24 protein-coding genes are annotated in these 25321 nt (G+C 70.4%); 9 read left to right on the top strand and 15 right to left on the bottom strand.

Annotated elements, in window-relative coordinates:
• Nucleotides 1-46 precede the first annotated feature (46 nt).
• The 4 genes from GFH49_RS18960 to GFH49_RS18975 are packed head-to-tail and all read right to left on the bottom strand — an operon-like array spanning nt 47 to nt 4582.
• The gene (locus tag GFH49_RS18960; RefSeq protein WP_155057259.1) at nt 47-1114 is read right to left on the bottom strand and encodes a MerR family transcriptional regulator; all 1068 of its coding nucleotides are present in this window, start codon (nt 1112-1114) and stop codon (nt 47-49) included.
• Nucleotides 1111-1989: a metal-dependent hydrolase gene (locus tag GFH49_RS18965; RefSeq protein ID WP_155057260.1), complete on the bottom strand. Its 879-nt coding sequence runs from the start codon at nt 1987-1989 to the stop codon at nt 1111-1113. The genes GFH49_RS18960 and GFH49_RS18965 overlap by 4 nt, the downstream gene beginning before the upstream one ends.
• On the bottom strand, nt 1986-3743 hold the full coding sequence (locus GFH49_RS18970) for an SDR family oxidoreductase (RefSeq protein WP_155057261.1): 1758 nt from the start codon (nt 3741-3743) through the stop codon (nt 1986-1988). Before GFH49_RS18970 ends, GFH49_RS18965 begins: the two co-directional genes overlap by 4 nt.
• Nucleotides 3740-4582 (bottom strand): M24 family metallopeptidase, encoded by an 843-nt coding sequence (locus GFH49_RS18975; RefSeq protein ID WP_155057262.1) that lies wholly within the window; start codon nt 4580-4582, stop codon nt 3740-3742. The genes GFH49_RS18970 and GFH49_RS18975 overlap by 4 nt, the downstream gene beginning before the upstream one ends.
• Nucleotides 4583-4856: 274 nt before the next feature.
• Between GFH49_RS18975 and GFH49_RS18980 the strand changes: the two genes are divergently transcribed.
• The 5 genes from GFH49_RS18980 to GFH49_RS19000 all read left to right on the top strand — a co-directional run bounded on the left by GFH49_RS18980 (nt 4857) and on the right by GFH49_RS19000 (nt 8714).
• Nucleotides 4857-5858 carry an ABC transporter ATP-binding protein gene (locus tag GFH49_RS18980; RefSeq protein ID WP_155057302.1) on the top strand — a complete coding sequence of 334 codons (1002 nt, stop codon included), beginning with the start codon at nt 4857-4859 and terminating at the stop codon, nt 5856-5858.
• A complete protein-coding gene (locus GFH49_RS18985) occupies nt 5848-6756 on the top strand; it encodes an ABC transporter permease (protein ID WP_155057263.1) in 909 nt (302 codons plus the stop codon). The genes GFH49_RS18980 and GFH49_RS18985 overlap by 11 nt, the downstream gene beginning before the upstream one ends.
• Nucleotides 6753-7664, top strand: a complete 912-nt coding sequence (locus GFH49_RS18990; RefSeq protein ID WP_155057264.1) for an ABC transporter ATP-binding protein — start codon at nt 6753-6755, stop codon at nt 7662-7664. Before GFH49_RS18985 ends, GFH49_RS18990 begins: the two co-directional genes overlap by 4 nt.
• Nucleotides 7665-7674: 10 nt before the next feature.
• Nucleotides 7675-8394: an ABC transporter permease gene (locus GFH49_RS18995; RefSeq protein ID WP_155057265.1), complete on the top strand. Its 720-nt coding sequence runs from the start codon at nt 7675-7677 to the stop codon at nt 8392-8394.
• Between the two features lie 83 nt (nt 8395-8477).
• The gene (locus GFH49_RS19000; protein WP_155057266.1) at nt 8478-8714 is read left to right on the top strand and encodes an SGM_3592 family protein; all 237 of its coding nucleotides are present in this window, start codon (nt 8478-8480) and stop codon (nt 8712-8714) included.
• Nucleotides 8715-9342: 628 nt separating this feature from the next.
• On the opposite strand, the gene GFH49_RS19005 is transcribed toward GFH49_RS19000, so the two are convergent.
• The 9 genes from GFH49_RS19005 to GFH49_RS19045 form a co-directional block, all read right to left on the bottom strand.
• Nucleotides 9343-10146 carry an HAD family hydrolase gene (locus tag GFH49_RS19005; protein WP_155057267.1) on the bottom strand — a complete coding sequence of 268 codons (804 nt, stop codon included), beginning with the start codon at nt 10144-10146 and terminating at the stop codon, nt 9343-9345.
• Nucleotides 10143-11420, bottom strand: a complete 1278-nt coding sequence (gene serS, locus GFH49_RS19010; RefSeq protein ID WP_155057268.1) for a serine--tRNA ligase — start codon at nt 11418-11420, stop codon at nt 10143-10145. Before serS ends, GFH49_RS19005 begins: the two co-directional genes overlap by 4 nt.
• Nucleotides 11421-12009: 589 nt before the next feature.
• On the bottom strand, nt 12010-12942 hold the full coding sequence (pheA, locus tag GFH49_RS19015) for a prephenate dehydratase (RefSeq protein ID WP_155057269.1): 933 nt from the start codon (nt 12940-12942) through the stop codon (nt 12010-12012).
• 92 nt (nt 12943-13034) lie between these two features.
• Nucleotides 13035-14321 (bottom strand): iron uptake transporter deferrochelatase/peroxidase subunit, encoded by a 1287-nt coding sequence (efeB, locus tag GFH49_RS19020; RefSeq protein WP_155057270.1) that lies wholly within the window; start codon nt 14319-14321, stop codon nt 13035-13037.
• Nucleotides 14322-14330: 9 nt separating this feature from the next.
• Nucleotides 14331-16277 carry a copper resistance CopC/CopD family protein gene (locus tag GFH49_RS19025; protein ID WP_155057271.1) on the bottom strand — a complete coding sequence of 649 codons (1947 nt, stop codon included), beginning with the start codon at nt 16275-16277 and terminating at the stop codon, nt 14331-14333.
• A 15-nt stretch (nt 16278-16292) separates the two neighbouring features.
• Nucleotides 16293-16718: a copper chaperone PCu(A)C gene (locus GFH49_RS19030; protein WP_155057303.1), complete on the bottom strand. Its 426-nt coding sequence runs from the start codon at nt 16716-16718 to the stop codon at nt 16293-16295.
• A 26-nt stretch (nt 16719-16744) separates the two neighbouring features.
• Nucleotides 16745-17392, bottom strand: a complete 648-nt coding sequence (locus GFH49_RS19035) for an SCO family protein (RefSeq protein WP_155057272.1) — start codon at nt 17390-17392, stop codon at nt 16745-16747.
• A gap of 117 nt (nt 17393-17509) precedes the next feature.
• On the bottom strand, nt 17510-18250 hold the full coding sequence (locus GFH49_RS19040) for a YcnI family copper-binding membrane protein (protein ID WP_155057273.1): 741 nt from the start codon (nt 18248-18250) through the stop codon (nt 17510-17512).
• Nucleotides 18251-18419: 169 nt separating this feature from the next.
• A complete protein-coding gene (locus GFH49_RS19045) occupies nt 18420-19226 on the bottom strand; it encodes a hypothetical protein (protein WP_155057274.1) in 807 nt (268 codons plus the stop codon).
• A gap of 236 nt (nt 19227-19462) precedes the next feature.
• On the opposite strand from GFH49_RS19045, the gene GFH49_RS19050 reads away from it, so the two are divergent.
• Nucleotides 19463-19909 carry an ATP-binding protein gene (locus GFH49_RS19050; protein WP_155057275.1) on the top strand — a complete coding sequence of 149 codons (447 nt, stop codon included), beginning with the start codon at nt 19463-19465 and terminating at the stop codon, nt 19907-19909.
• A 64-nt stretch (nt 19910-19973) separates the two neighbouring features.
• On the opposite strand, the gene GFH49_RS19055 is transcribed toward GFH49_RS19050, so the two are convergent.
• Nucleotides 19974-20966 (bottom strand): esterase/lipase family protein, encoded by a 993-nt coding sequence (locus tag GFH49_RS19055; protein WP_155057276.1) that lies wholly within the window; start codon nt 20964-20966, stop codon nt 19974-19976.
• Nucleotides 20967-21143: 177 nt separating this feature from the next.
• Between GFH49_RS19055 and GFH49_RS19060 the strand changes: the two genes are divergently transcribed.
• The 3 genes from GFH49_RS19060 (at nt 21144) to GFH49_RS19070 (ending at nt 23601) form a co-directional block, all read left to right on the top strand.
• Nucleotides 21144-21704, top strand: a complete 561-nt coding sequence (locus GFH49_RS19060; protein WP_155057277.1) for a GNAT family N-acetyltransferase — start codon at nt 21144-21146, stop codon at nt 21702-21704.
• Between the two features lie 146 nt (nt 21705-21850).
• Complete coding sequence (locus GFH49_RS19065) at nt 21851-22759, top strand: intradiol ring-cleavage dioxygenase (protein ID WP_196218046.1); 909 nt, start codon at nt 21851-21853, stop codon at nt 22757-22759.
• Nucleotides 22760-22767: 8 nt separating this feature from the next.
• Nucleotides 22768-23601, top strand: coding sequence for a triphosphoribosyl-dephospho-CoA synthase (locus GFH49_RS19070; RefSeq protein ID WP_155057278.1), 834 nt, complete (start codon nt 22768-22770; stop codon nt 23599-23601).
• A gap of 112 nt (nt 23602-23713) precedes the next feature.
• Here GFH49_RS19070 and GFH49_RS19075 read toward each other — a convergent pair whose 3' ends face one another.
• The gene (locus GFH49_RS19075; RefSeq protein WP_196218047.1) at nt 23714-25204 is read right to left on the bottom strand and encodes an aminopeptidase P family protein; all 1491 of its coding nucleotides are present in this window, start codon (nt 25202-25204) and stop codon (nt 23714-23716) included.
• Nucleotides 25205-25321 lie beyond the last annotated feature (117 nt).

Here is a 25321-nt window from a genome sequence, read left to right on the forward strand (position 1 = left end):
TTATCCACAGGGGAATTGGCGATTCTGTGGACAAGGGGCCGTCGTTTCAGGGGCATTCTTCAAGATCAACTGGAGTGGCCGGACTTGAGGCGAGATCGTCCAAGGCGCGTGCCCGCACCTCCCGTTCGGCGGCCAGCGCGATGAACTCGGCCGCCTTGCCCGGACCAACCAGCTTCTCCACGGCCCGCATCGTCCCCGCCGGAATCGTCACGGACCGCGCCTCCTCGCCCGTGTGCGCAGCCTCGCCCGTGCCGAGGTGCTCACGCGGGTAACGCACTGCTAACAGGCGTATCGCGCGGGCCAGTTCGGCGTCCACCGACTGACGGGCGAGCGGTCGCAGGCGTCGTACGAGCGAGGCCGCATCGGCGGCGTCCGCATCGGCCGGACGGTGCGGTCCGTCCAGGTGGCGGGCGAAGACGTGCTCGGTGGTGAACTCCAGGAAACGAGCCGCCATGTGCTCCACCTGGCCCCTCAACTCCCTTAGGTGTTCCGAGATCGCGGACAAGGGGACCCCGGCAGCGTGCAACTCGACGGCCACGGCGAGTTCCTGAGGGCTGGGCACGAGGAACGAGTCGTCGTCGCCGGGCACCGGCTCCAGCACACCGAGGTCGACCGCGTCGGCGACCGCCGCGTCGTCGGGGGAGCCGCCGAACCGGGCATCCAGCTCGGTGCGGGAGATCCGTACCGCCTCCTCGTCGGTCCACGGACCGTCGACCTCGGCGACCAGCCCGAGTACGCCGCCCAGGCCACGCCCGGCATCCCAGGCATCCAGCAGCTCCTTGATGGAGGCCAGGGTGTAGCCGCGGTCCAGGAGATCGGCGATCTGGCGCAGACGGGCGAGATGGGCGTCGCCGTAGACGTTCGCCCGGCCACGGCGCTCGGGGCGGGGGAGCAGGCCGCGGTCCTGGTAGGCGCGGATGGTGCGGACCGTGGCGCCGCTGAGGTGCGCGAGGTCCTCGATCCGGTAGGCGGGCGCGGTGCTCGCCTCGGAGTCTGCGGCTGCGGTGGCCGCCTCGGAGTCTGCGGCTGCGGTGGCCGTCTCGGCTCCTGCGGCTGCCGTGCCCGCCTCGGCGGCGGAGAGGCGTTCCGGGACTCGGGCATCCTCTTCGTTCATGCCGTCGCCGTCGCCGCCGGGGACCTCCTCAGATACTCGACCGCTCTGCTCATCGACCCTTCCCGCGAAGGGTGGTACGACCGCTGGAAGTACCGGGGTATCGCGGCACCCAGCTCCCGCCACGCGGGCAACAGGCCCTTGCGGACAGCCGTGTTGTGCTCGGTGAGGGAGTAGCGCAGGCGGCCGGCGAGCTGCGGATCGTGACGTATCAGGTACGCCGTTCCCCATGCCCACAGGTAGAGCATCGCCGGCGCGGTGACGGCCATCGCGGCGAGGCGGCGGGCGTAGCGCGGCATGCCACGGCCGCCGCAGTGCTGGTACATGTCGAAGGCGACCGCGCGGTGCTCGACCTCCTCCGCGCCGTGCCAGCGCAGCAGATCGAGCATGACCTCGTCGGCCTTGGCCCGGTCCAGGGCGTCGGCGGCCAGCACCCAGTCGCCGAGCACCGCCGTGAACTGCTCGATCGCCGCTATGGTCGCCAGCCGCCAGCGCAGCCACTCCGGCTGCGGTATGGGCAGGCCGAGCGGTGGGCGCTCGCCGAGCAGCCGCTCGAAGAGAAAGTCGGCGTACTTGGTGAACTCCGCCGTGTCCAGCTGCTGTGCCTTGAGGTGGTCGAGCACCTGCGCGTGCTGCACGCTGTGCGTGGCCTCCTGGCCCATGAACCCCTTGACGTCTGACCGGAGTTCGGGATCCCGCACCAGGGGCAGGCCTTCCCTGAACACCTTCACGAACCACCGCTCCCCCGCCGGCAGCAGCAGATGCAGCACGTTGAAGACGTGAGTCGCGGTCGGCTCGCCGGGGATCCAGTGCAGCGGCGTGCGGGTCCAGTCGAAGGACACGCGGCGTGGGGTGATGGCGTACCGGTGATCGCTCATAGCGGTGGCTCCAGCCGGGCGACGGCCCGTAGTGCGCGGGGCGTGAACCGGGACATGAGGCGGGCGCCGCGCGCCTCGGGTGTCACCGGGACGACGGCCTGGTTCTTCACGACCGCCCGCAGGACCGCGTCGGCGACCTTCTCCGGCGGGTAGTTCCGCAGCCCGTACAGGCGGGCGGACTTCTTCTGGCGCCGCTTCTCCTCGTCGGCGTCGACCCCGGCGAAGCGTGCGGTCGAGGTGATGTTGGTGTTGACGAAGCCGGGGCACACCGCCGTCACGCCGATGCCCTGTCCGGCCAGCTCCGCGCGCAGGCACTCGCTCAGCATCAGCACGGCCGCCTTGGAGGTGCTGTAGGCGGGCAGCGACCTGGAGGGCAGGTATGCCGCCGCCGACGCGATGTTGACGATGTGGCCGCCCTGTCCGCGCTCGGCCATCTGCTTCCCGAAGAGGCGGCAGCCGTGGACCACACCCCAGAGGTTGACGTCGAGGACCTTCCGCCAGTCCTCCGGGGTGGTGTCCATGAAGGAGCCCGACAGGCCGATCCCGGCGTTGTTCACCAGCACGTCCACCACGCCGTACTCGGCGGCGACCCTTTCGGCGAGCTTCCCCATGGCCTGCTCGTCGGAGACGTCGACGGTCTCCGCCCAGGCTTCGGGGGCGCCGACCAGCAGGGACAGCTCGGCGGTGCGCGCCGCGGCCTCCGCGTCCCGGTCGACGGCAACCACGCGTGCGCCCGACTCGGCGAACGCGAATGCCGTGGCCCGCCCGATGCCGCTGCCCGCCCCGGTGACCAGGACGAGCTGCCCGCCGAACCGGTCGGCGTGCTTGCCCGTGGCGCCCGCCTCCGGTGTGCCGCCCTCGACGGCGGTCACGAACTCGGCGATCCACGCCGTCAGCTGGTCGGGCCGGGTACGCGGGATCCAGTGCTTGGCGGGGAGCGTGCGGCGGGTCAACTGCGGAGCCCACTGCTCCAGTTGGTCGTAGAGCTTCTCGGACAGGAACGCGTCCTCCAGGGGCGTGATGAGCTGCACGGGCGCGTGCGCGTAGGCGTCCGCGCGGGGCTTGCGCAGCCTCGGCCGTACGTTGTCCCGGTACAGCCATGTCCCGTGGGCCGCGTCGCTCGGGAGCGAGGAGGTCGGGTAGCCGCGGCCGGGTACGCGCTCGACGCGGTGCAGGATGCGCGGCCAGCTCTTGCCGAGCGGGCCGCGCCAGGCCAGTTCGGGCAAGACCGGGGTGTGCAGCAGGTACACGTACCAGGACTTGGCGCCCTGGCCCAGCAGCTGGCCGACCCGGCGGGGGGTGGGGCGCTTCACGCGCGCGTGGATCCAGTGCCCGAAGTGGTCCAGGGACGGCCCGGACATCGAGGTGAAGGACGCGATCCGCCCCTCGGTCCGCGAGACGGTCACGAACTCCCAGGACTGCACCGAGCCCCAGTCGTGTCCCACCAGGTGGACCGGCCGGTCCGGGCTGACCGCGTCCACGACCGCCAGGAAGTCGTCCGTCAGCTTCTCCAGCGTGAAGCCGCCCCGCAGCGGCTGCGGGGCCGTGGACCGGCCGTGGCCGCGGACGTCGTACAACACCACATGGAAGCGGTCGGCGAGGCGGGTCGCGACCTCGGACCACACCTCCTTGCTGTCGGGGTAGCCGTGCACGAGGACGACCGTGGGCCGGTCCGGGTCCCCCAGCTCGGCGACGCACAGCTCGACCCCGCCGGTCCGCACCCAGCGCTCCCGCGCCCCCTCCAGCACCGTCACTTGCCCTCCGCCCAGCGCCGCACGTGGGGCACGTCATCGTCCAGCCAGAACGCGCCCTGCTCGGGATCCTTGGAGTCGGTGACGACCAGGATCTCCTCGAACTTCGCGCCCGTACCCCGAAAGCCGAGGTGGGGTTCGACCGCCCACAGGCCCGGGTGTGGCGGGTGGTCGGAGAAGCGGTACCGCGACCACAGCGGCGACCAGCCCTCGCGGTGGCCGTGCAGCGCGTCGCTCGCCAGGCCCTTCAGGGACTGGGTGCCGAACCCGAACACATACGGCGACCACCGGCGCTCCTTGACCCGGTCCACCTTGTGGGCGATCACGCCGAACGGGTAGGCGCGGTGCCGGTTGGCGTAGCCCTGGCGGACCATGAGCCGGTCCACGTCCTCGTAGATCTCCCGCAGCGGGCGACGCTCGCGCACCTCGCGCAGGATCAGCTCACGATGCGCCTCAAGGTCGGCCATCAGTCTTTCCTGCACCGGGTTGGGGCCGAGCGATCCGGAGTAGCCGATGTCCGCCGTGCAGCCCTCGAAGACCGGTGCCATGTCCAGGATGAACGGCATCCCGGGCTCAAGCCGGCGGTTGGTGGGGAAGAACTGCAACGGGACGCGGAAGTTCACGAACGCCGTGCGGTCTCCGAACCAGGCGAAGGGCAGATGGAACCAGTCCCGCACGCCCCGCTCTCGCAGCCACTCGCGCTGCATCCGCGCCGCCTCGCGCTCGGTCACACCCGGCTGCAACCGGGCCGCGACCGCCTCCGCGCACTCATACGCCAGGCGCTGCACCGTCCGGAACTTCCGCAGTTCCACGGCGCGTTCACCGGCAGCCGCCGTCGTCACCCGACACCCCCCACCCGTCCCCCTCCCCAACCCGTCCACGCCGACCACGGTACGTGTCCGCAACCTGACACTGGCGAATGTGACAGTCGTTGGGGGCTGCGTCAATAGGACCGCCCGCGCCTGTGGACAACGCCACTGATGTGGAAAAGACGACCGGCGTTGTTCGACCCTAGGGGGACCCTTAAGGCCCCGTACGACTCCAGAGGGACGCCAGGACGACCCTCGAGTCTGACGACGGGAGTGGTCTGCGTCACTACCGTCTTCGGACGTGACTGTGATCGCGACCGAAAGCCTGAGTAAGCGGTTCCCCCGGGTGACCGCGCTTGACCGGCTCTCCGTGGACGTCGGGCCCGGTGTGACCGGACTCGTCGGAGCCAATGGAGCCGGCAAGTCCACACTGATCAAGATCCTGCTGGGTCTGTCCCCTGCCACCGAAGGCCGCGCCGAAGTGCTCGGACTCGACGTCGCCGCCAACGGCGCCGCGATCCGCGAGCGAGTCGGTTACATGCCGGAACACGACTGTCTGCCCCCGGACGTCTCGGCGACCGAGTTCGTCGTCCACATGGCACGCATGTCCGGCCTCCCGGTGGCCGCCGCGCGCGAACGCACCGCGGACACCCTGCGCCATGTCGGACTGTACGAGGAGCGCTACCGGCCGATCGGCGGCTACTCGACCGGCATGAAGCAGCGCGTCAAGCTGGCCCAGGCCCTGGTGCACGACCCTCAGCTGGTCTTCCTGGACGAGCCGACCAACGGCCTCGACCCGGTCGGCCGGGACGAGATGCTCGGCCTGATCCGCCGGATCCACACCGACTTCGGCATCTCGGTCCTGGTCACCTCCCACCTGCTGGGCGAACTGGAGCGCACCTGCGACCACGTCGTCGTGGTCGACGGCGGCAAGCTCCTGCGCTCCAGCTCCACCAAGGACTTCACCCAGACCACGACGACGCTCGCCGTCGAGGTCACCGACACCGACGAGCACCCGGACGGCACCCGCGCGGTGCGCGAAGCGCTGCACGCGCGCGGGGTGGACCTCCTCGACTCGGCGAGCGGCCTGCCGGGCGCGGGCCACCTCCTGCTGCTGACCGCACGGGGCGAAGAGACCTACGACCTCGTCCGCGATGTGGTGGCCGACCTCGGCCTCGGTCTGGTCCGCATGGAACAGCGCAGGCACCACATCTCCGAGGTCTTCACGGACGAGGCTTCCGAGGACACCAGCGAGGCTTCCCAGAACAGCGACGCACAGCGGAAGGAGGCCGTCGGCCATGGCAGTTGAGCACCCCGCAGCGGCACCCCCGGGCGACCAGACCCGCATCCACAACATCGGCTACCGCAACTACGACGGCCCCCGCCTCGGCCGCTCCTACGCAACCCGCTCCCTCTACTCGCAGTCCCTGCGCGGCTCCTACGGCCTCGGCCGCTCGGTGAAGTCCAAGGTGCTGCCCATGCTGCTGTTCGCGGTGATGTGCGTGCCCGCGGCCATCATGGTCGCCGTCGCGGTCGCCACCCAGGCCAACGACCTGCCCGTCGACTACACGCGCTACGCGATCATCATGCAGGCCGTCATCAGCCTGTACGTCGCCTCGCAGGCACCCCAGTCCGTCTCCCGCGACCTGCGCTTCAAGACCGTACCGCTGTACTTCTCACGACCCATCGAGACCGCCGACTACGTACGCGCCAAGTACGCGGCGCTCGCCTCGGCCATGTTCATCATCACCGCGGCGCCGCTGGTCGTGCTCTATGTGGGCGCGCTGCTGGCGAAACTCGACTTCGCCGACCAGACCAAGGGATTCGCCCAGGGACTCGTCTCCGTGGCTCTGCTCTCCGTGCTCTTCGCCGGGATCGGCCTCGTCATCGCCTCGGTCACCCCGCGCCGCGGCTTCGGCATCGCGGCCGTGATCGCCGTCCTGACCATCTCCTACGGCTCCGTCTCCACGCTCCAGGCCATCGCCGAGTCACAGGGCACCACCGACGCCATCGCCTGGATCGGCCTGTTCTCGCCGATCACGCTCATCGACGGGGTCCAGTCCGCCTTCCTCGGCGCGACCGCCGCGTCCCCCGGAGGGGTGGGCCCCGGCAACGGCGAGGGCGTGGTGTACGTCCTGGTCGCCCTGGGCCTGATCGCCGCCTGCTACGGCCTCCTGATGCGCCGCTACCGAAAGGCCGGACTGTGACCACCCTCACCATCGACCACGTCTCCCGCTGGTTCGGCAACGTGGTCGCCGTCAACGACATCACCATGACGATCGGCCCGGGCGTCACCGGCCTCCTCGGCCCCAACGGCGCCGGAAAGTCCACCCTCATCAACATGATGGGCGGCTTCCTGGCGCCCTCCACCGGCACCGTCACCCTCGACGGCCGGCAGGTGTGGCGCAACGAGGCCATCTACCAGCACATCGGCATCGTCCCCGAACGCGAGGCGATGTACGACTTCCTCACCGGCCGCGAATTCGTCGTCGCCAACGCCGAGTTGCACGGCCTCGGCGCCAAGGCCGCCCAGAAGGCCCTGGCCACCGTCGAGATGGAGTACGCGCAGGACCGCAAGATCTCGACGTACTCCAAGGGCATGCGGCAGCGCGTGAAGATGGCGAGCGCCCTGGTCCACAACCCCTCGCTCCTGCTCCTCGACGAACCCTTCAACGGCATGGACCCGCGCCAGCGCATGCAGCTGATGGCTCTGCTGCGGAAGATGGGCGACGAGGGCCGCACGGTCCTGTTCTCGTCCCACATCCTCGAAGAGGTCGAGCAACTCGCCCGCCACATCGAGGTCGTCGTCGCAGGCCGGCACGCGGCCAGCGGCGACTTCCGCAAGATCCGCCGCCTGATGACCGACCGTCCGCACCGCTATCTGGTGCGCTCCAGCGACGACCGCGCACTCGCGGCCGCGCTGATCTCCGACTCGTCGACGTCCGGCATCGAAGTCGATCTGGCGGAGGGCGCGTTGCGTATCCAGGCCGTCGACTTCGGCCGTTTCACCGCGCTGTTGCCCAGGGTCGCCCGCGACCACGGCATCCGGCTGCTCACGGTGTCGCCGTCCGACGAGTCTCTTGAGTCCGTGTTCTCGTATCTGGTCGCGGCGTAGGAGGCCGAAGATGTACGACCCCACAGTCGCCCGACTCACCTACCGGGCCCTGCTCGGCCGGCGCCGGGCCCTCATCCTCAGCGCCCTGCCCGTGTTGCTCATCGTGATCTCCGTGATCGTGCGCGGTCTGGTCGGCACGGACGACCAGACCGCGGCGGACCTGCTGGGCGGCCTCGCGATCGCCACCATGGTGCCGATCATCGGCGTCATCGCCGGCACCGGGGCGATCGGCCCGGAGATCGACGACGGCTCCGTCGTCTATCTGCTGTCCAAGCCGGTGAAACGGCCCACGATCATCTTCACCAAGCTGATCGTCGCGATCGCCGTGACGATGGTCTTCTCGGCGGGTCCGACCCTGATCGCGGGCTTCATCCTCAACGGCAACGGCCAGCAGATCGCCGTCGCCTACACGGTCGCCGCGCTGGTCGCCTCCATCGCGTATGCCGCGCTCTTCCTGCTGCTCGGCACGGTGTCCCGGCACGCGGTGGTCTTCGGACTGGTCTACGCGCTGGTCTGGGAGGCCCTGTTCGGCTCCCTCGTCTCCGGCGCGCGCACGCTCAGCGTCCAGCAGTGGTCGCTGGCCGTCGCCCACGAGGTCACCGGCGGATCCATGGTGACCTCGGACGTCGGACTGCCGACGGCCACGGTGCTGCTGGTCGTGGTGACCGTCCTCGCCACCTGGTACGCCGGGCAGAAGCTGCGGTCGCTGACGCTGGCGGGCGAGGAGTAGACGCCCCGCTTATTGACAGGGACTTCACCCCTGTCGGGGCACACTGGGCAAAACGGGGGACGCACTGCTGGGAGGCATCGGGGATGGCAGAAGAGTCGACGCAGGGCGGCGGACAGCCGGAGTCGGCGGACGCCTGGGGCGAGTTGGTCCTGGACGACGACTTCATACGCTCCGCCGAGACCTCCGAGCCGTCCGCCCGTGCCCGGATGCTCGCCGCCCGCTGGCGCGACGAGAAGCCCGAGCCGCAGCCGTGGCGGTCCGACGAGCCGCCCGCGGGATGGTTCTTCAGCAAGCGCCGGCGGCGGTGGCGGCGGCGCTAGCCGAATCCCCGGCCCGCTTTATTCAGTGGCGCCCGATTCGCCGTACAGGCACAGTGGTTGTGTCCACGCCGCCGGACGACGACTCCGGCGCCACGTTCTGGGAGAGGAGCCGGACGGTGTCCATGCACGACAGTACGTCCAGCTCCCGACAGGGCAGCCCGCGGCGGGTTCCGGTGTAGTTACCCCACCGTCGAACTCGCTCCGCACGGGGAGCTGCCCGGGGCGGCCGCTTCGAGCACGCGATGTCGCTCTCGCGTGGGCCGCCTTCCCTTTCGCCCCCTTGTCGAAGGGGGCGCCATCCGCTGGGGCGCACGGGGTTGGCTGCGCGGCTCGGCGCGCGAGGTGCCGCTGCGCCCACCCGTGCCGCCCCAGCGGCACGACTGCCCGCGGGGGCGGTCGGCAGGGGCGCGGGCTCCGTCGATATGCGGCTCCGCCGCGATGGGGCCCCGCTCAGCGAAGCCGAAAGGGCCGAAGGCAATCGTCTCCGCTGCCTTCCGCCGCCAGCCGTGGAGAGATCAGTCATGAAGCGACCGGTCATGAAGCTACCGGTGGTGGAGCTACCGGTGGTGGAGCTGCCGGTCGTGGAGCGATCTGCCCACCCTCGCCCGCCCGCAGCCCACAGACGGCCTCAACCCAGCAGACGCTCCAACACCACCGCGATCCCGTCCTCCTCGTTGGACGCGGTCACCTCATCGGCCACGGCCTTCAGCTCCGCATGGGCGTTGGCCATGGCCACCCCGTACGACGCCCACCGGAACATCGGCACGTCGTTCGGCATATCGCCGAAGGCGATCGTCTCCGCGGCCTTCACTCCCAGCCGACGCGCCGCCAACGACAGCCCCGTCGCCTTCGACAGTCCCAGCGGCAGCAACTCGACGATGCCCTCGCCGGCCATGGCGACGGTGACGAAACCCCCCGCGGCCTGCCGCGACGCTTCCGCCAGCTCGTCGTCCGACAGCTCGGGGTGCTGTATGTAGATCTTGTTCAGCGGCGCCGTCCACAGATCCGACGCGTCCGTGAACGGGGTCGACGGCAGCGCCCCTGTGACCGCGTAGCCCGGCCCGACCAGGACCTCGCCGTCCAGCCCGTCCCGGCTCGCCGCGAGATACAGCGGACCGACCGCCGCCTCGATCTTCGCCAGTGCCACCCCCGCCAGCTGCCGGTCCAGCGTCACCGACGTCAGCAGACGGTGCTCAGCGGCGTCGTACACCTGCGCCCCCTGGCCGCAGACCGCGAGGCCCTTGTAGCCGAGGTCGTCGAGGATGTGCCGCGTCCACGCAACCGCGCGGCCGGTCACCACGATGTGCGCGGCACCGGCCTCCGTGGCCGCGGCGAGCGCCTCACGAGTGCGCCGGGAGACCGACTCGTCGGACCGCAGGAGCGTGCCGTCGAGGTCGGTCGCGATGAGCCGATAGGGGAGACCGGCGCTCACTTGGCCACCGGCTCCAGGACCTCTCGGCCGCCCAGGTACGGACGCAGCACCGCGGGCACGTGGACCGAGCCGTCGGCCTGCTGGTGGTTCTCCAGGATCGCCACGATCGTGCGCGGTACGGCACACAGCGTGCCGTTCAGCGTCGCCAGCGGCTTGACCTTCTTGCCGTCACGGACGCGGATGGACAGCCGACGGGACTGGAACTCGGTGCAGTCCGAGGTCGACGTCAGCTCGCGGTACTTGCCCTGGGTCGGGATCCACGCCTCGCAGTCGAACTTGCGGGAGGCCGAGGAGCCCAGGTCACCGGTCGCGACGTCGATGACGCGGAACGGCAGTTCCAGCGACGTCAGCCACTGCTTCTCCCACTCCAGCAGGCGCTGGTGCTCGGCCTGGGAGTCCTCCGGGGCGACGTACGAGAACATCTCGACCTTGTCGAACTGGTGGACGCGGAAGATGCCCCGGGTGTCCTTGCCGTGCGAGCCGGCCTCGCGGCGGAAGCAGGGCGAGAAGCCCGCGTAGCGCAGCGGGAGCCGGTCGGCGTCGATGATCTCGTCCATGTGGTACGCCGCCAGGGGCACCTCGGAGGTGCCGACCAGGTAGAGGTCGTCGCCGGCGAGGTGGTAGACGTCCTGGGCGGCCTGGCCGAGGAAGCCGGTGCCGGCCATCGACTGCGGGCGGACCAGCGCCGGGGTCAGCATCGGCGTGAAACCGGCGGCCGTGGCCTGCGCGATCGCCGCGTTCACCAGCGCCAGTTCCAGGAGCGCACCCACACCCGTCAGGAAGTAGAAGCGCGAGCCCGAGACCTTCGCGCCGCGCTCGACGTCGATCGCGCCGAGCAGCTGGCCGAGTTCCAGGTGGTCCTTGGGCTCGAAGCCCTCGGCGCCGAAGTCGCGGATCGTGCCGTGCGTCTCCAGCTCGACGAAGTCCTCCTCGCCGCCCACGGGCACATCCGGGTGGACGAGGTTGCCCAGCCGGAGCAGCAGCTCCTGGGTCTCGGCGTCGGCCGCGTCGCGCTCCGCGTCGGCCGCCTTGACGTCGGCGGCGAGCTGGCCCGCCTTCTTCAGCAGCTCGGCCTTCTCGTCCCCCGAGGCCTTGGGGATCAGCTTGCCGAGCGCCTTCTGCTCGGCGCGCAGCTCGTCGAAGCGGACGCCGGACGACCTGCGCCGCTCGTCGGCAGACAGGAGGGAGTCGACGAGCGCGACATCCTCTCCACGGGCGCGCTGCGACGCACGCACACGGTCGGGGTCCTCACGGAGCAGGCGAAGGTCAATCACGCGGCCAAGGCTACCGGTGCGGACTGACGGCACACGACTCACTATTCCGAGAGCTGTCCGAACCGCCACTTACGTTGAGTTGTGGGCGAATTGCCCTATGTGTCAATAAAAGGTGCCCCACTCCCTGGAACGGGTCATCGGACGGGCGCCCGGTTGACCCGATTTCCTTGCGGGGAACGGGACTTGAGGGGTTCGCTGTCCACAGGGATCCACACCTCCGCTGAGTTATCCACAGGCTGTGCGAAAGATCTGTGGATGTCGCAAGTGATCATTCCGATTCGCGCCGACAGACCGAGAAGTCCCCGCGTCAAACCAGCCCCAGGCTCACTTTCGGGTGGAAATGGGTCGCCCCAAAGGATTGACCCAAGGAAACGGGTGGACGAAGAGTGACCACAGGGGCTGTGGACGAACTTGCCCGCTGTATGGAGATTTGTCGACTGAGTCGCGCTTCGTTGTCGACTTGTCCCCAGGTCGAGATGGGACCTGTGGATAACTTCTGTGGACAACATAAATCAGCAGGTAGGACTGGCCGAAACCGGTCCGCAACCCACGCGCAATCTGCCGTCTGTCTGCCCGAAAGAGGGCGGACTCAGAACCGCCCGTCCTGGCAGCGCGCCACCCAGTCCGACGCCGATACGAACTCCTCGTCCGAGGTCCCCGGCAGCGGAGCCCGCACCTCCCCCGGCTGCACCTCGGCACGCGGATACGAACCGAGGAAGCGGACCTGGAGGCAGATCCGCTTGAGCCCCATCAGGGCCTCGGCGACCCTGCGGTCCGAGATATGGCCCTCGGCATCGATGCAGAAGCAGTAGTTGCCGATGCCGGCGCCGGTGGGCCGGGACTGGAGCAGCATCAGGTTGATGCCCCGGGTGCCGAACTCGCCCAGCAGATCGCGCAGCCCGCCGGGGTGGTCGTCGCGCTGCCACAGCACGACGGACGTCTTGTCCGCGCCGGTCGGTGCCGCGGGCCGGGCGGGCCGGCCCACCAGCACGAATCGGGTCTGGGCGTTCTCGGCGTCGTGGATCCCGGTCTCCATGGCCTCCAGGCCGTACCGGGCGGCGGCGAACTCGCCGGCGAAGGCGGCGTCGTACTGGCCCTCCTGGACCAGGCGTGCGGCGTCCGCGTTCGAGGCCGCGGACTCCCAGTGCACGTCGGGGAGGTTGTTCTGCAGCCAGTTCCGTACCTGCGGCTGGGCCGCCGGATGCGCGGAGACCGTCTTGATGTCCGACAGCTTCGTGCCCGGCCGGACCAGGAGCGCGAAGGTGATGGACAGCAGCACCTCGCGGTAGATCATCAGCGGGGCGCCCGCGACCAGCTCGTCGAGCGTGGTCGTGATGCCGCCCTCGACGGAGTTCTCGATCGGCACGAACGCGGCCTCTGCCTCACCGCTGCGGACCGCGTCGAGCGCGGACTGCACGGACACATAGGGGATCAGCTCCCGGGTGGCCGCCTCGGGAAGGGTGCGCAGGGCGACTTCGGTGAAGGTGCCTTCAGGGCCGAGATAGGCATAGCTGGCTGGCATGACCTCACCCTAATGGGCCCCCGGTGACACGGCCCACGCGTCTCACCGGCGCCCCCCTCGGGCCGGCCTCACCGTCACCCCGGCGGGCGCTCTCACCCCTCCAGCAGCCGCTGCCCCACGTACTCCCCCTCCGCCGCCCCACCCGGCACCGCGAACAGCCCGCTCGACTCGTGCCGGATGAACTCCGACAGCGCGTCCCCACGGTCCAGCTTCCGCTGCAGCGTCACGAAGCCGCGCAGCGGATCCGCCTGCCAGCAGACGAACAGCAGCCCCGCGTCCGGCACCCCGTCCGGGTCGAAACCGTCGTGGTACGAGAAGGGCCGCCGCAGAATCGCGGCCCCGCCGTTCTGATCCGGCCGGCTGATGCGCGCGTGGGCGTCGATCGGGACGACGAGGTTCCCCTGCGCGTCCGTCTTCTCCAGGTCCATCTCGGTCGTCTCGCCGCCCCCGGACAGCGGCGCCCCGTCAGACTTGCGGCGCCCGATGACGTCCTCCTGGGCCTTGACCGACAGCTGCTCCCAGTCGTCGAGGAGCATGCGGATCCGTCGTACGACGGCATAGGAGCCGTCGGCCATCCACTCCGGGTCGTTCGAGGGGGACGCCGGCACGAAGATCCGCTTGTCGAAGTCGGACTCGCTCGGCTTGGGGTTGCGGGTGCCGTCGATCTGGCCCATGAGGTTGCGTGCCGTCATGGGATGGGCGGTGGCGCCCGGCGAGCGGTTGAAGCCGTTCATCTGCCAGCGGATGCGGGCCGCACTGCCCGCGTCCTTCTGGATGGCGCGCAGCGCGTGGAAGGAGACCAGGGCGTCGTCGGCGCCGATCTGGACCCACAGGTCGCCGTCGCTGCGGGCCTTGTCGAGGCGGTCGGAGGAGAAGTCGGGCAATGGGTCGAGGGAGACCGGCCGCTGTTTCTCCAGGCCGGTACGGGCGAAGAAGCTGTGCCCGAAGCCGAAGGTGACGGTCAGCGAGGACGGTCCGGCGTCCCGCGCCACATCCGTGTCGTCCTGCTTCGCCGCCTCCCCCGCCATCAGCCGCTGGGCCGTCTCCGACCAGCGGCGCAGCAGCGCGGCCGCTTCGCTGCGCCCCGCGCCCGCCGTCAGGTCGAAGGCGATCAGGTGACCGCGGGCCTGCAGCCCTTCGGTGATGCCGGGCTGATGTTTCCCGTGAAACATCGCCTGCCCGGCGCCGAGCGAGGTCAGCGGTGTGGCCTCGGAGGGCGCCGCCGCGTACCCCGCGGCACCCCCTGCCGCCCCGAGGACGAGCCCGGTGGCACCGGCGGTGCCGAGCAGGGTCCGCCGCGAGATGCCCTCCTGGGCGACCGCCGTGTCAGGAGCCGTGTCAGGAGTGCGGGTCCCGGGGATGGAGGTGTGGTCAGCCATGATGGTCGTTCAGCCGATCTGCGCGTTCTTGTCGACGGTCACTTGGTCGATGTCGGAGGTCCGTACGGTCACAGCGATCTCCCACTCACCCGCCATCGGGATCTGCACCCCGTTCGCCGACCAGTGGCCGGTGGTGATGTGGTCGGGGACGACGGGCAGCGGCCCGATGTCGTTGGACTCAAGAGTGAAGGCGACCTTCACCTCGGGGATGTCGAAGGCCCGGCCGTTGGGCCGCGTGACATAGACGTGTATCTCGTTCGCGCCCACGCCCGCGGGGTCGAGGTCGATCGTGACGACGCCCTTGCCGTCCTCCCCGCCCGTGTCGAACGGCATGTCCAGGGTCAGCGCCCCGGACGCCGAGTCCGAGGAAGAAGCGGCGGACGAGGTGGCGGCCTTGGCCTCCTCCTCGGTGCGTCCGGGCTCGGTCTGCGTCAGCACGGTGGTGACGGCGAGCAGGACGACGGCGACGCCCGCCTCCGCGAGCACGGAGCGGCGTAGCCCGAACCGGTTCGGATCGGCGTCCCGTGACCGTTTCTGCCGCGCCGCGTCCATGGCCGCCTGCTGCCGGGCGAGCTGCGCGGCCCGCTCGGAGTCGCCGTCGGCCTGTTTCGAGCCCTTGCCCGCCCGGGCACGGGCAGGCTCCTTCTCGACGACCTCGGCCGCCGTGGGCACGGTCTCCGCCAGCCGGGCCGTCCAGCGCCGTGAGATGTACGCGACGCCCACGAGCAGCACCACCAGCCCGATCTTGACGAGCAGCAGCTGGCCGTACCTCGTGTCGGTCAGCGCCGACCAGGAGCCGAGCTGGCGCCAGGACTGGTAGATCCCGGTCGCGACCAGCGTGACGACGCTGCTGAAGGCGACGGTCGAGAAGCGGTGTACGGCGGTGGTGTCGAGCGGGTTGTCCGCGGGGGCCCGGTACAGCGCCAGGAGCAGCGCGGCGAGCCCGCCGAGCCAGGTGGCGACGGCGAGGAGGTGGAGGACGTCGACCGGCATCGCGATCCCGGCCTGGATACCGACGGAGGCGTGCTCGGACATCGCCCAGCTCGCCGCGAGCCCGGCGGCCACGACGACCCCGCCGACCGCGAGCCCGAAGGTCAGGTCCCGCTTCTCCTCGTCGTCCCTTGAATCAGGCAGTCGGCGCGAAGCGCCGTCGTTCAGGGTGGTGGTGGGAGACGGGCGGGCATAGGCCCCGAACAGCACGGCGATGAACAGCGCCGCCGCGGCGAGCAGCAGCAGCCGGGAGACGAGGGCCGCGCCCGTCTTGGTCTGGAGGACCTGCCCGAGCAGGTCCAGGTCGAAGATGTCGCCGGCCTCCCCGCTGCTGGTGTAGGAGCCGCGCAGGAGCAGCAGCCCGATGGTGGCCGCGGTGAGCGTGATCCATCCGGAGACGACGAGCCGCTGCAGGGCCCGCACCCCGGAGCCGCGCTGCCAGCAGGCCAGCACGAAGGCGGCGCCGCCGACCAGCACGATGAAACCGGCGTACGACATGTACCGCCCGAACCCGTACAGCCAGCCGACGACCCCGCCGCCCACGGTCTCGTCGGTCACCGACACGGTGGTCGGGGAGGGGGCGCCGATGGAGAAGGTGTAGGCGCCGGCGACGGGATGGCTGTCCGCGGAGACGACCTGGTAGGAGACGGTGTACGTGCCGTCGGGCAGGCCGCTGTGCAGCTTCACGGAGTACGTCGTCCCGCTCACGTTGGACGGGGCGCCGCTGTCGACTCGCTGGCCCTTGGGGTCGAGCACGCGCAGCGAGTCGTCGGACGTGGAGACCTGCTCGGTGAAGGTCAGCGACACCTGGGCCGGGGCCTTGTCGACCACCGCCCCCTGCTGGGGGTCGCTGCCGCTCAGCGCGGCATGCGCGGACGCCTGCCCGGCTCCGGCGAGCAGCAGCCCGGTCGCGGCCAGGAGCAGCAGCACCAGGGTCCGGATGCGGGGGGCGATGGTCTGTGTCACAGGTGGGTCCCTCCCTCAGCGCCCGGTCTTGGGGTTGTACGTCGCCGACTTGACCGGCATCTCGACCGTGATCGGGCCGGACTCGGCGAAGTGCAGTTCGACGGAGACCGTCTCACCCTGCTTCGGCTTTCGCTTCAGCTTCTCGAACATCAGGTGGTTCGCGCCGCTCTCGAACACGAGTTGGCCGTGAGCGGGTACGTCGAGGGAGGCGACCTCCTGCATGGACGAACCGACGGTCTCGTGGACGGTGACCTCGCCGGCGTCGCTGGTGACGGAGGTCAGCTCGTCCGTCGTGCCGCCCTTGTTGTCGATGGTGAGGAAGCCCGCGGCCATGGAGGCCGAGACCGGCTGCGGCATGTAGGCGGCGCCGACGGACAGTTCGGGTTCCGAGTCCGCGGAGGCCGAGCCGCCGCAGCCTGCGAGAGCCAGCGTGCCCACCATGGCCGTGGCGGTCAGGACGATCCGTTTCACGGGTTCTCACCCTTGACGAGCTTGGGGAGGTCCGCGGTGTAGTCGTCGACGGTGGCGTCCTCGCCGTAGAGGACGTAACCTCCGTCGGTCTTCGGGGAGAAGGCGATGACCTGGGTGCCGTGCGTGGAGATCATCTTGCCCTTCTCCTCGTGCGGCGGCTCGATGGTGATGCCCAGGGTGCGGGCGCCGGCCTGGATGGTGGCGAAGTCGCCGGTCAGGCCGACCACCTGGGAGTCGATGCCCTTGAGCCATTCGCCCAGCGCCTTCGCGGTGTCCCGCTCGGGGTCGGTGGTGACGAACACGACCCGCAGGTCGTCCTGTTCGGCCTTGGGCAGCTGCTTCTTGGCGACGGCGATGTTGTTCATCGTCAGCGGGCAGACGTCGGGGCAGTTGGTGTAGCCGAAGTAGAGCAGGGTCGGGTGGCCCTCGGTCTCCTTGCGGAAGTCGTACGACTCGCCGTCGGTGTCGGTGAGGACGAGGTCCGGCTTTTCGAACGGCTGGTCGAGGACGGTGGCGGCCTTGTCCGAGGCGGCCTCCTCGGAGACCACGGCGACGGGCGAGTCGTCGTCGCTGCTGCCGCAGCCGGAGAGGGTCAGGGTGGCGGCGGCGAGCAGCGCGGCCGCCGCGAACGTCTTCTTGCGCATAGAAAAATGTCCCAGTTGTGTGAACTACCGGCGCGCGCCGGGGGCGTACGGGCCGGTCAGGCCCAGGGGGCGTACGGACAAGCCGTACGCCCCCGGCGCGCACCGCGTGCGGAGGGTTCAGGCGTTGTCGGTGCGCCGACGGCCGGCGAGCACGCCGTAGGCCACGCCCATCACGCCGATGACGATGCCGACGATTCCCAGTACGCGGGCGGTGGTGTCGCTGCTGTCGGTCTCGGCGGCGGCGGTGGTGGTCGCGGCGGCAGCCTCGGCGTCGTCGGCGGGCTCCTCACCGGCCTCCGCTCCGTGCGAGTGGCCGTCCTCCGCGGCGTCGGACAGGGTGAGCACCGGAGCCGGGTTCTCGGGCTCGTCCTGGCCCTCCTGCTGCTCCTCGATCCAGCGGACGACATCGCCGTTGGAGTAGGTCTGCAGCGCCTTGAAGGTGAGTTCGTCGGTGTCCTCGGGCAGCGCTCCGATGGAGACCGGGAACTTCTGGAAGAAGCCGGGCTCAATGCCCTTGCCGGTGGCCGTCCAGGTGATCTTGGTGATCGCCTCGGAGATCCTCTCGCCGTGGTTCTCGACGGGCTTGTCCAGCGTGGACGTGGTGGTCTTGATGCTCCAGCCCTCGACCGGCTCCGGCATCACGGATGCCAGTGGATGGTCGGTCGGGAAGTTGATCTCCAGCTTGGTGGTCGAGGCGTCGTCCTGTTCGTTGGGGACCTTGAAGTCCACGACGGCGTAACCGCCCTTGGCGGCGGTCCCCTCGGGCTGCACGGAGACGTGCGCGAACGCTGGGGAGGACAGGACGACGACGGCCGAGGCGGCGACGGCGCCGGCCGCGGCGAGACGAGAGGCCTTCATACGGGCACTCCACTTCGAGTGAGAAGTCGCGGATTCCGGTGGTGAAGAGGGGTACACGCGCGCGTGGTTGCCTGTTCGGCACCAAAACCGGCACGCGCGTGTGCCACGCGACGGCGGCCTCTTACGGATCCGTACTCCGTACGTCGTGAAGGGGAGGGCGCGCGTCGCGTCAGGCGGCGAGAACGAGCGAGGCGGCCGGCGGGCCGCGTCTGATCACGGTGTGCTGGAGTGCGGTGGTGCGAGCCCGGGGCGGCGTCGGCGTCGCGGTGCGCGTGGGACGCGGACCTGCTTCCGGCGTGCCAGACAGTCCGGCGCACAGGGCACGCGCCAGCGCGAGCGCCCCGCGCAGGGATCGTACGAGCGCCCCCTCGGCGACCCCGTGCGCTGACAGTTCGACGAGCCGCAGCAGCGCCAGGTCCCCGCGGCGCAGCAGCCATCCGGCGGCGATCGCCGCGAGGACATGGCCGAGCAGCATCGGCAGGGACGGCAACAGGGACATGGAGGGAGCCGCGGCTGCGGTGTCGGCCGCCTGATGCGGGTGCGTACCCACCGGCTTGATCCGCGCCTCGGTGAGGATCCGGTACGCCTGCGCGGGGCTGATCGCCGCCGCGGCGGATCCGCACACCAGCCGCGCGGCCTGCGCCACCAGCGAGGCGTCGCTCGCGGCGCCCGTCGTCGAGCCGGCCGAGGCCGTCGCGGCATGCTGACCCAGCCCGAACAGCGAGTGCAGGACCACCTGCCCGACCACGAGCAGCCCCGCGATCCCCGGCAGCGAGCGCGCCCGCCCGGCGAGCGGCGCCGCCACCCCGAAGACCCCCAGGAACCCCGCGCCCAGCGTCCACAGCGGCACCGTGGCGCAGGAGGCGAGGGCGTGCCCGGCAGCGGCCAGCACGACGCAGACCGCGGCGAACACCGCGGCCCGCAGCACCCGGAGGTCCTGTCCGGAGCGCGCCCAGCGCTGGTGGGGGGCAGTCATGGCGGGCCAATCATCGCACTGGCCCGACGGCTCCCATACGGCAGGTCCGCAAGATGGCGTACGGCCGAAAGATCACCTTCTGGTGTATCTCGCCCCCAGATGCACCCCCACATACACCCACCAATGCCCCCGGCGCATCGGCCGTATGGGCGGCATCACGTCAGTGATGCGCTTACGCCCGGGCGCTTGCGGCAATACGTAACGGTATGTCGAGCCGCGGGCCAGGAGGCTGGAGCATGAGCATCTGGTGGTCACTCCATCTGCGGCGCGAGGCTGCGAGCGTTCCGCTCGCCCGGCGGCTCCTGCTCGGCACGATGGAGAGCGCGGGCGTCGACCCCGACATCTCGTACGACCTCTCCGTCGCCCTCACCGAGGCCTGCGCGAACGCCGTGGAGCACGGCGGCGACACCGGGCACGGCGGCTCCTCGGAGGCCTACCGCGTCACCGCCTACCTCGACGGCGAGAAGTGCCGTATCGAAGTCGCCGACTCGGGACCTGGCTTCACCGGCCGGCAGAGCCTGCGCCCCTCGCACAGCGAAGCCGAGCACGGCCGCGGCCTGTGCCTCATCCGGGAACTCGCCGACCACGTCCAGATCGGCAACAAGCCGGGACGTGGTGGCGCGGTGGTGAGCTTCGACAAGATCCTCAAGTGGAAGACGGACGCCCGGTTGATGGCGGTGTGACCGCGATGGCGGTGTGACCGCGATGGCGGTGTGACCGCGATGGCGGTGTGACCGCGATGGCGTGTCAGCCGCCGAGGAGGGGAGCCGAGAAGCGGCAGCTCACGGGCCGGGCGTGGGCGGGATCGAGGGCGTTGCCGACGAGTTGCAGGGCATTGGAGTCGTAGGCGATCGAAATGTGCTCGGAGCGGTCCTGGGGACAGACCTCCTGAAGAAGGATGTTGCGTACGGTCGCGCCCGGCCCCGCCGTGAGGAACTGGTGGTGGTAGGGCGTGACGACCTCGTCGTACCGCGTGGTGATCACCGTGTAGTCGACGCCCGGTTGCGTGTCGCCGTCCCGGTCGAGCGTGGTGTGCACCCGGGACCCCACCATCTGGTCCGCGTACGCCTGCCCCGCCACGGCGGACACCGTCTGGTTGAGACCGAGTTCGGTGGTGAGGGTGCCCAGACCGGAAGCGGTGGCGCCGTGGTTGGACGGGGCCAGGCCGATGAGCCGGCGGACCTTGTTGTGTGCCTTGTCCGCCGGGTTCGTACCCCCCTCGAACCGCAGGTACCAGCGGGGCAGCACACCGCCGCCCTGGGAGTGGCCCACCAGGTCGACCTGCCGGGCACCGGTTGCTTCGAGTACCCGGTCGACGTAGCGGGCGATTTCGCGGGCGGAGTCGGGGATGTGCCGGGTGGCCTTGAACGGAACTCCCGGCTCTCCGCCGTAGTTCGGTGCGAAGACGCAGTATCCGGCGTTCTTCAGCCAGGTGGACAGCATGATCCAGTTCAGGTTGGCGTTCGACCAGGTGGCGTGCAGCAGGACGACGGGGCGGGGGTGCGCGGCGGTCGGCCGGCACTGCCAGTCGTTCGCCCCCGGGGGCGAGGCATCCGGCTGGAGGGTGCCGCGGATCAGGGCCTCGGGGCCGGAGGTGGCCGGCCCCACGGGCGGGGTCGGGACGTCGGCGGCGACCGACGCGCTCGGGAGACCGAGTAGCAGGGCCGTGATCGTGGCGGCCGTCGCCAGCCAGGTGATCAGACGGGGACGCGGCGAAGGACGGACAGCGCTATGTGACATTTTACTGCTCCTAGTCAGAGTCCTGGTCACACGCAGACGCCCAAGATCATCAAGGAGTGGCCGTCAGGCCCCTGGCCAACCCGCACCGCACGCACCCCCGTTGGAGTAGCGCTTTTCATACGTGCGGCTCTGCTCAGACCCGTCGCCCGGCTCTTCAGGGGTCCTTAGGGTGGGCGGATGGAGATCGGAACCGAAGAGCTGCCGGGCGGAGTGACACTCCGGCTCGCCGCACCGTCCGACGCGTCCGCGCTCTGTGCGGCCTACGTCGAGAACCGGGACTCCCTCGCCCCCTGGGAGCCGCGCCGCCCGGAGAGCTTCTTCACCGTCGAGGCACAGGCCGAACGCCTCACGGCACAGATGCGGGAGTTCGCCGAGGGCCGGCTCGTGCCCTGGCTCCTGGTGTCCGGCGGCCGGATCGTCGGGGCCATCACGCTGACCGGCATCACCCTGGGGCCCTTCTGCAGCGCCTACCTCGGCTACTGGATCGCCGTCGACCACCAGAAACGCGGCCTCGCGACCGCCGCCGTACAACATGTGTGCCGCATCGCGCGCGACCGCGTCCGACTGCACCGGATCGAGGCCACCACCCTGCCGCACAACACGGGATCCCAACGCGTGCTGGAGAAGTGCGGGTTCGAACCGATCGGCACCGCCCCGCGCTACCTCCACATCGACGGCGAGTGGCGCGACCACCGGATGTTCCAGCGAATCCTGCACCACGACGATCCACCGCTGTGAGGGACCATCCACCGCTGTGAGGGACCATCCATCCACAGCTGCGAGAGACCACCCACAGCCGTGAGGCTTCAGCTTCCTCAGCATTCACAGCCGGAGCACAGCGCCGTCAGATCTCCCTGACGGACTGCGTCCCTACGTTCCGGGCCATGACGGGAAACCAGAAGAACAACACGATCACCCGGCGCCGCGCCCTCGCGGTGACCGGTGGCACGGTCGCGGCGGGCGGCCTCGCCGTCGCCGGTTACCAGGTGGCGTTCGCCGACGCGACGACGACCGCGGAAGCGACCGCGACCGCCTCGGCGAGCGCCGCCGGCAGCGGCGCCTGCATGACGCTGATGTCGAGCGTCACCGAAGGCCCTTACTACCTCGACGGTGCTCTCGTGCGAAGGGACATCACCGAGGGCAAGAGCGGTGTCCCCCTGACCCTGCGCCTCACCGTCGTGGACGCCACCGACGGCTGCACCCCGGTCCCCGGCGCGGCCGTGGAGATCTGGCACTGCGACGCCTGGGGCTACTACTCCGGCTACACCACCGCCAACCCCGGCGGTACGGCCCCCGCCGAGAGCGAGGACGGCTCGACGGCCAACGACAAGACCTACCTGCGCGGCTACCAGATCGCGGGCGCCAACGGGGTCGTCAAGTTCGAGACGATCTTCCCCGGCTGGTACACCCCGCGCACCTGCCACATCCACGTGAAGGTGCACACCGGCGGCGAAAAGGAGGACGGCACCTACGAAGGCGGCAAGGTCAACCACACCGGCCAGCTCTTCTTCGACGACGAGATCGCCCAGGAGATCTTCACCCTGGACCCGTACTCCCGGCACTCCGGCAGCTACAGCACCCTCGACAACGACATGGTGTACGACGGCGGCGGCGCGTCCAGCGGACTGCTCACCCTCAAGGCCGTCCACAAGAAGGACCCTTCCCAGGGCTACAGGGGCTTCCTCACCCTCGGCATCGACCCGGACGCCGAGGACACCGGCGCGGGCGGAACGCCTCCCACCGGCACCCCGCCGGGCGACGCCCCGTCGCCTTCGGCTTCCGCGTCCTCATAGGTACGACGGTGACGAACCGCGAGGACGAGAAGCTGGCGCAGGCCGCCGTGGCCGCGCTCACCGGACAGCTGGCCCTGGCTCCCAAGCCCGGCCTGCCCGACCCGCGCGACCTCGGCGCCCGCACCGGCCGCCCAGACCACCGTGCCCTGCGCTGGTCGGCCAAGGCGCTGGCGCCGGGTCTCGCCGCGATGGCCGCGGCGGCCCGCCGCACCGGCGAGCCCACGCCCGGGCTGCGCGTCGAACTCGGCGCGATCGGCCGCTGCACCGAGCGTTCGATGAGGCTCGCGGGCGGCGGCCACCGGGGCGCGCTCTGGACGCTCGGCCTGCTGGTAGCGGCGGCCGCCCTCGACCCCCGGACCGGTGCGCGCGACGTGGCCGCGACCGCCAAGCGCATCGCCGCCCACCCCGACAAGCGCGCCCCGCGCACGCCCTCCCGGGGCTCCTCGGCGTCCGCCACATACGGCGCCGCCGGCGCCCGCGGCGAAGCCCGCGCCGGATTCCCGCATGTACGCCGGGCGCTGGACACCCTCACCAGGTCCCGCTCGGCCCGCGTCACAGAGGGCGAGGCCCGGCTCGACGCCCTCCTCACCGTGATGTCCACCCTCCAGGACACCGAACTCCTCCACACCGCAGGCCCACTGGGGCTGCGCCATGTCCAGGCAGGCGCCCGCGGCGTCCTGGAGACGGGCGGTACGGCAACGGAGGCGGGCCGAGCGGCGCTGCTGGCGTTCGACAGCGACCTGCACGCGCGCGCGTGGAGCCCGAGGGGGAGCGCCGGACTGCTGGCGGGGGCGCTGTTCCTGGACGCGCTGGCGGTTGCCCCTGGAACACGCGCCGTCTGAAAACGCCCTGCGGGGCACGTCCCCAGGGGCGCGAGGAACCGCGCGAGCGACCACGAATCACCGGCAGACAAAAGGGCCGGGTACCACCACGTACCCGGCCGTCAACCCGACGTCAGCCCTTCAACGAAGCCATCCACGCCTCGACCTCATCAGAGCGGCGCGGCAACCCGGCCGACAGATTCCGCCTCCCGCCCTCCGTCACCAGGATGTCGTCTTCGATCCGCACGCCGATCCCCCGGTACTCCTCCGGCACCGTCAGATCGTCGGCCTGGAAGTAGAGCCCCGGCTCCACCGTCAGACACATCCCCGGCTCCAGCGTGCCGTCGACATACGTCTCGGTCCGCGCCACCGCACAGTCGTGGACATCCAGCCCGAGCATGTGCCCGGTCCCGTGCAACGTCCACCGCCGCTGCAGCCCCAGCTCCAGCACCCGCTCCACCGGCCCCTCGACGAGCCCCCACTCCACGAGCTTCTCGGCCAGCACCCGCTGCGCGGCGTCATGGAAGTCCCGGTACTTCGCGCCCGGCTTCACCGCCGCGATCCCGGCCTCCTGAGCCTCGTACACGGCGTCGTAGATCTTCTTCTGGATCTCGCTGAACCGCCCGCCCACCGGCAGCGTGCGCGTGACGTCGGCGGTGTAGTACGTGTGTGTCTCCACGCCCGCGTCCAGCAGCAGCAGTTCACCGGAGCGCACGGGCCCGTCGTTGCGCACCCAGTGCAGCGTGCAGGCGTGCGGACCGGCCGCGCAGATGGAGCCGTAGCCGACATCGTTGCCCTCCACGCGCGCGCGGAGGAAGAACGTGCCCTCGATGTACCGCTCGGAGGTCGCCTCGGCCTTGTCGAGGACCTTCACCACGTCCTCGAAGCCGCGCACGGTCGAGTCGACGGCCTTCTGCAGCTCACCGATCTCGAACGCGTCCTTGACCAGCCGCGCCTCGGACAGAAAGACCCGCAGCTCCTCGTCCCGCTCGGCGGTGACCTTGTCGGTGAGCGCGGCCTCGATGCCGGCGTCGTGACCCCGTACGACCCGGACCGGACCCGTGGCCTCGGCCAGCGCGCCGGCCAGCTCGCGCACATCCGCGGCCGGGATGCCGTACAGCTGCTCCGCCTCGCTCAGCGAGTGCCGGCGGCCGACCCACAGCTCGCCCTGGCCGGAGAGCCAGAACTCGCCGTTCTCGCGGTTCGAACGCGGCAGGAGATAGATCGTCGCCTTGTGGCCGTCCGCGACGGGCTCCAGGACGAGCACGCCGTCCTCGGTCTGGTTGCCGGTGAGGTACGCGTACTCGACGGAGGCGCGGAAGGGGTACTCGGTGTCGTTCGAGCGGGTCTTCAGGTTGCCCGCCGGGATCACCAGACGCTCGCCCGGGAACCCCGCCGACAGCGCGGCACGCCGCGCGGCGGTCTCGGCGGCCTGAGCGATCGGCCCCAGGCCGCGCAGCTCCGTGTCGGCCCAGCCGGACTTCATGTTCTCGGCCAGTTCGTCGGACACGCCCGGGTACAGGCCGTTCTTGCGCTGCTTGATCGGCTTCTCGGACTCATCTTCCGGGCCCGCTGCGGTAGCAGCTATTGACTCAGCCGGGGTGAGCTCGTCGGCCACGGTCATCCTCCTAGATACGGCACTGGACCCCGTCCATCGTACGGTCGTGAGAAAAGGGGCCCGGGGCCGGAAGACCTGTCACCGGCAGCTGTTCGGCATGAGCGGCCGGTTACTCGAAACGAG

Source organism: Streptomyces blattellae, from assembly GCF_009709555.1.
GTDB classification, from domain to species: domain Bacteria; phylum Actinomycetota; class Actinomycetes; order Streptomycetales; family Streptomycetaceae; genus Streptomyces; species Streptomyces blattellae.